The sequence below is a fragment of the Neorhizobium sp. LMR1-1-1.1 genome, from assembly GCF_040675795.1.
GTDB lineage: Bacteria > Pseudomonadota > Alphaproteobacteria > Rhizobiales > Rhizobiaceae > Neorhizobium > Neorhizobium cellulosilyticum.
This window is the reverse complement of sequence record NZ_JBEGHE010000043.1, coordinates 1-4579: the sequence shown is the minus strand read 5'-3', so window position 1 is coordinate 4579 and position 4579 is coordinate 1. Positions and strand designations below refer to the sequence as shown.

Sequence of the window (4579 nt, the reverse complement as noted above, 5' to 3'; positions counted from 1 at the left end):
GCACAACATCCTTCAAAGATGCCTCAAAAGGGGGCGGCATCATCTCGGAACGAGGGGGCGACTATTTCTCGGAATTAGGGGGCGACATCATTTCGGAATCAGGGGGCGGGTTGCCTCGGAATTTGCACCGAAAGCGCCCTCCTTCCCAACGAACCGAGCGATCAAGCAACAATCCCAAACGAAGCCTTCGAGCCCTGCCGGCGCCTGAAGAGCGTGACAAGCTGTGAAAACGCGCAACCTATGGCGCCTACGCCTCTGCGCCGCGCCGAAGCCGCTTGTACAAAACGTGGCGTGACATGAAGCACACCGGTGATCGTTTGATCGAGCTTGATTGACCTGACGACAATTAAGTCACTGTTCTACCAAAATACTGGCGGCGAAATTGACTGGTCGTGAGTTCGTATCCGTTCAAGAGCTTAACGGTTGCTTATCGTGTAGCGGCGTATATCCCATTGACATATCCTTTGTCGCACATTAATTTCGGTATATCCCATCTGTAGATGCCAGAGGAGTATGTCATGGAGCAGGGCGCGGTATTTCAGAGTAATCGTAGCCAGGCCATCCGGCTTCCAAAGGCAGTCGCTCTTCCGGATGATGTGAAGCGTGTCGATATCGTCGCGGTCGGGCGTACTCGAATCATAGCCCCCGCAGGTGAGGTTTGGGACAGCTGGTTTGAAGGCACTGACGCAACCGCCGACTTCATGAGCGAGCGCGATCAGCCTGCGTTGCAGGAGCGCGAAGCCTTCTAATGTTAAAATATATGTTGGATACCAACATCTGCATTTTCACCATCAAGAACAAACCACAGCAGGTACGTGATGCGTTCAATCGCCACAGCGGCCAGCTTTGCATCAGTTCAGTGAGCTTGATGGAGCTGATTTATGGCGCAGAGAAGTCGGCTAGCCCAGAACGAAACTTGGCCGTGGTTGAGGGCTTAGCAGCTCGCCTGGAAGTTATGTCTTATGACGAGCTAGCAGCCACCCATACTGGCCAGTTACGTGCTGAACTTGCGCGGAATGGAACGCCCATCGGTCCATATGATCAGCTGATCGCTGGACATGCCCGCTCGCGTGGATTGATCATGGTCACAAACAACCGTCGCGAGTTTGACCGTGTGGCCGGCTTGCGCATCGAAGACTGGACCGTCTGACATCACTCTGATGTTACTGACCGGCTGTCCAATCCTGGCGAGGATAAACCGGGCTCTAACGGGTCAGCAGTTCTGATCCCATCACATCAGGTTTTTTGTCAATCGTTGGGCGGTGCATGACCGCTGGCCTCGATGAGATCCGCGAAACGAGGAGCTGAATCACATCCACCGGCTGCGATGATGCCCAGTTCGGCCAGATGTGCTCGTAGGGCGTTAACCGATTGCGTTCTCTGCTGCACCAGAAGAGCACGGGTCTTCAGGACCATCGCATCCGCTTGCTGCTCGGCGGTCTTGATGGGGACGAAGCGCATGGTCTTGCGGATCACCGCTTCGCTGATGGCTTCCGCATCGGCCGCGTCCGTCTTGCCGCGCTTGACTAAAGGTTTGACGTAAGCCGGCGGAATGAGACGCACATCATGGCCGAATTGAGCAATCTCCCGCGCCCAATAGTGCGCGCCACCACATGCCTCCATGCCAACCAGGCACGGTGGCAGTCTTTCGAAGAAGCGCAGCACCTCGGTGCGCCGCAGTTTCCGATTGAACAGGGCCGAACCTTCATTGTCGGCGCCGTGAACTTGGAAGACGTGTTTGGCTAAATCCAGCCCGATTGTGCTAACTTGCTTCATGGAACGGTCCCTCCTTTGTGGCGTTCGAGCAACGACCACGTTTTAGCACTAGATGCTGTCGGAGCGGGCCGTTCCACCTCATCACATCCGGTCGCCGCCTTAGCGGCTGCACCATTATCCCGCATTCGACGGGCACGGGCTCAGGAGAACGGGGCCAAACTCAAGATCGGCATTTGAAGGCCAAAAGGATCACCGGTCCGTTCACCTGGATCGATCAGGACTGATCAGGTCCTGAGGATTCGATTTTTCGTTTCCTAAGCACTTCCGGCGTTAGGCGGCTTTCATGATCGCACCTTCGATCACGACGCCGGAACTCACATACTTCCAGAGAGCCACAAGTAGCTTGCGCGCGAGCGCCACGATCATCGGCGTTTTCATGCGGCCGGCGTTCTTAGCGACGCGCTTTTTGAACCATATTGCTAGCGCCGATTTTGGTTGATGTCGCAACCACAGCCAAGCGAGCTCGACCATGGTTGTTCGTAAACGCGGATTTCCCGCCTTGGACACACCCTGTTCGCGATTGACGTTACTCGCCTCGTTTGGACATGAGGTGAAGATGATCGCACCACAACTCGCCAAGCCTTACGTTAAGCGGAACAAGAATGACGCTGCCGACGCCGAAGGGCTGTGCGAGGCGATGGCCCGCCCAACGATGCGGTTTGTTCCGGTCAAGACAGTTGATGACCAAGCAGCACTCATGCTGATCAGCGTCCGTATCCGTCTGATCGCCAACCGCACCCAACTCGCCAACGCGATCCGAGGCTACGCCAATGAATTCGGCATTTCCGCGGCTAAGGGGCTAGCACATATTCCGATGCTGCTCGAAAGGATAAAAGGTGAGAAAACCGTGCCAGAGCTCGCGCAGGAATTGTTCATAAGCCAGGCCGAGGAATACGCTGAACTGGAGAAAAAGATTGCGGATGTGGAGGCCAAGGTCAAGGCATGGCAGCGCAACGACGAACGCAGCATACGCCTCAACACCATTCCCGGTATTGGCCCAATTAGTTCGGCTCTCTTGATCATGAAGACACCCGCTCCGGAGCTCTTTCAATCCGGCCGTCAGTTCGCAGCCTGGATAGGGTTGACGCCAAAAGATCACTCGACCGGCGGCAAGCTGCGGCTCGGTGGTATCACGCGAGCCGGCGACGAAGCTCTGCGTGCCGTTTTGGTGGCTGGAGCAACAGCTGTCATTCATCACGCGCGGCGGTCTGGCAGGGCTTCTCGATGGCTAGCGGAACTGCTCACGCGAAAGCCGCCCAAATTGGCAGCTGTCGCACTCGCCAACAAGATGGCGCGCATAGCTTGGAAACTCATGGTCTCGGGAGAGACATACAGCGCAAAATCAGGACCGGCCATACCGGGATTCGCTGCATGAAGATGGGGACGCAAGCAGCCGAGCCGTCCTGATCTTCGCCACGTGTTTGCGATACTACAACTTGCAAGATAATAGCAGATGGTGTGATCGATCGATCCGAGACACAGAATACTCCGAAGATCCCATTGGCCCCTCAAGGCCGTCTTGATGTTTGGCACCTGTGTTGCGGAAACCATCTTGGCCAGCGTCCATGTGCGAACGCCACGAAAGGCCGGACATATGAACGCAAGCGATCAGATCAAATTGTCTCGAAATATCTTGCGGGTCAGGGGCCGTCCACATATGGGATCTCAAGAGCGTGACAAGTGACCCGAGACCCAAGTGTCCCCCGGGCTTTCGCAGGGGCTTTGCTCTTCGTGCTCTGATCCCAAAGGTTGGTTCGCAGGGAACTGGAGTTTTCCGTGGCGGTCAGAACGTGAAACAACATTGAAACGTCGATGAAAAGAATAAGACTGGTGGGTGATGTAGGGCTCGAACCTACGACCCGCTGATTAAGAGTCAGCTGCTCTACCAACTGAGCTAATCACCCGCGTCACCATCTAAGTGGTGACAGATGGCCCTATAGAATGGACCTAGGGGTTTGTCCAGACTGGATCGTGCGCTGCAGCATGCGATGAGGGACAGCATCTCATATGAACCTTCCGCTGAGTTTTTAACTGTTGGCCGGCTGCCTGCGCAATTGAGAGGGATCGCGTCGTCGCGAAGCCTCAGGCTAGTGTGCTTCTCCCCGAACTCAGACGTTACCTCCAACTCCACCCATGGTCACACCTCCACGCCGAGGGGAAAATCGACGCTTGATTGTCAAACGATGTGCACGTAGACAGCGCGTCCCAACACTGAGGCACGAGCATTTGCGTCAGGAAAGTGCATTGGAATGTAGCTCAGTTGGTAGAGCAGGCGACTGTTAATCGCCCGGTCGCAGGTTCGAGCCCTGCCATTCCAGCCATCGCGTCGTCGACATTCATGCGAATTCAACGTAGCTTCGGGAAGGCTGAAAACGAGCTTCCTTTCATACAAAAGTTTCGACTGCATTGGCATAGACAAAGTGTCTGGAATGGCGCTTGCAAATGGCGGAAATTATCGCCCTCACACGGCGGAGCGGACATTATCTTTTCAAATCAACCTCTTATAGATTTATTCTCAACATTCGCACTTTTCCCCATTGACGGTGCCGCGGCCTCGCCCTTATAAGCCGCACCACTGAAGCGGGGCATCGGCCAGCAAGCTGATTGTCGCTTCGGAAACATCCAATAATCAGCGAATACTGATTAGGGCCGGGTTGCGGTTTGGCTCTGTGATTGGTGACGGTTTAGGCTTTCGGGTTATGGATCGTCGGTTATTTGACAATTGAATATGAGAAGAAAGAGAAACGTGGTCGGCGGGTTTTCGCGGACGGTTCTTGAGCTTTAGGGTTTAGGGACGGTCTGT

Annotated in this window: 2 protein-coding genes, 2 tRNA genes and 4 pseudogenes; 5 read left to right on the top strand and 3 right to left on the bottom strand. The window is 55.0% G+C overall.

Annotation, left to right across the window (positions count from 1 at the left end):
- The 3 genes and pseudogenes from MRBLMR1_RS23125 to vapC form a co-directional block, all read left to right on the top strand.
- Positions 1–227, top strand: a pseudogene (locus tag MRBLMR1_RS23125) (hypothetical protein); the annotation flags it as partial.
- Positions 228–518: 291 nt separating this feature from the next.
- A complete protein-coding gene (gene vapB / locus MRBLMR1_RS23120) occupies positions 519–749 on the top strand; it encodes an antitoxin (RefSeq protein WP_148148832.1) in 231 nt (76 codons plus the stop codon).
- The gene (vapC, locus tag MRBLMR1_RS23115; protein WP_148148833.1) at positions 749–1150 is read left to right on the top strand and encodes a type II toxin-antitoxin system tRNA(fMet)-specific endonuclease VapC; all 402 of its coding nucleotides are present in this window, start codon (positions 749–751) and stop codon (positions 1148–1150) included. Before vapB ends, vapC begins: the two co-directional genes overlap by 1 nt.
- A 164-nt stretch (positions 1151–1314) precedes the next feature.
- Here vapC and MRBLMR1_RS23110 read toward each other — a convergent pair.
- Together MRBLMR1_RS23110 and MRBLMR1_RS23105 are read right to left on the bottom strand one after the other, a co-directional pair.
- Positions 1315–1776: pseudogene (locus MRBLMR1_RS23110) on the bottom strand (IS110 family RNA-guided transposase); the annotation flags it as partial.
- 270 nt (positions 1777–2046) lie between these two features.
- Positions 2047–2295: pseudogene (locus MRBLMR1_RS23105) on the bottom strand (IS110 family transposase); the annotation flags it as partial.
- Positions 2296–2302: 7 nt separating this feature from the next.
- On the opposite strand from MRBLMR1_RS23105, the pseudogene MRBLMR1_RS23100 reads away from it, so the two are divergent.
- Positions 2303–3151, top strand: a pseudogene (locus MRBLMR1_RS23100) (IS110 family RNA-guided transposase); the annotation flags it as partial.
- Between the two features lie 453 nt (positions 3152–3604).
- Here MRBLMR1_RS23100 and MRBLMR1_RS23095 read toward each other — a convergent pair.
- Positions 3605–3680, bottom strand: a tRNA-Lys gene (locus MRBLMR1_RS23095).
- A 341-nt stretch (positions 3681–4021) separates the two neighbouring features.
- Between MRBLMR1_RS23095 and MRBLMR1_RS23090 the strand changes: the two genes are divergently transcribed.
- Positions 4022–4097, top strand: a tRNA-Asn gene (locus MRBLMR1_RS23090).
- Positions 4098–4579 lie beyond the last annotated feature (482 nt).

Bases quoted from the DNA above. Each gene is read 5' to 3' on its own strand.
- vapB (WP_148148832.1), top strand. From the start codon at position 519: ATGGAGCAGGGCGCGGTATTTCAGAGTAATCGTAGCCAGGCCATCCGG.
- vapC (WP_148148833.1), top strand. From the start codon at position 749: ATGTTAAAATATATGTTGGATACCAACATCTGCATTTTCACCATCAAG.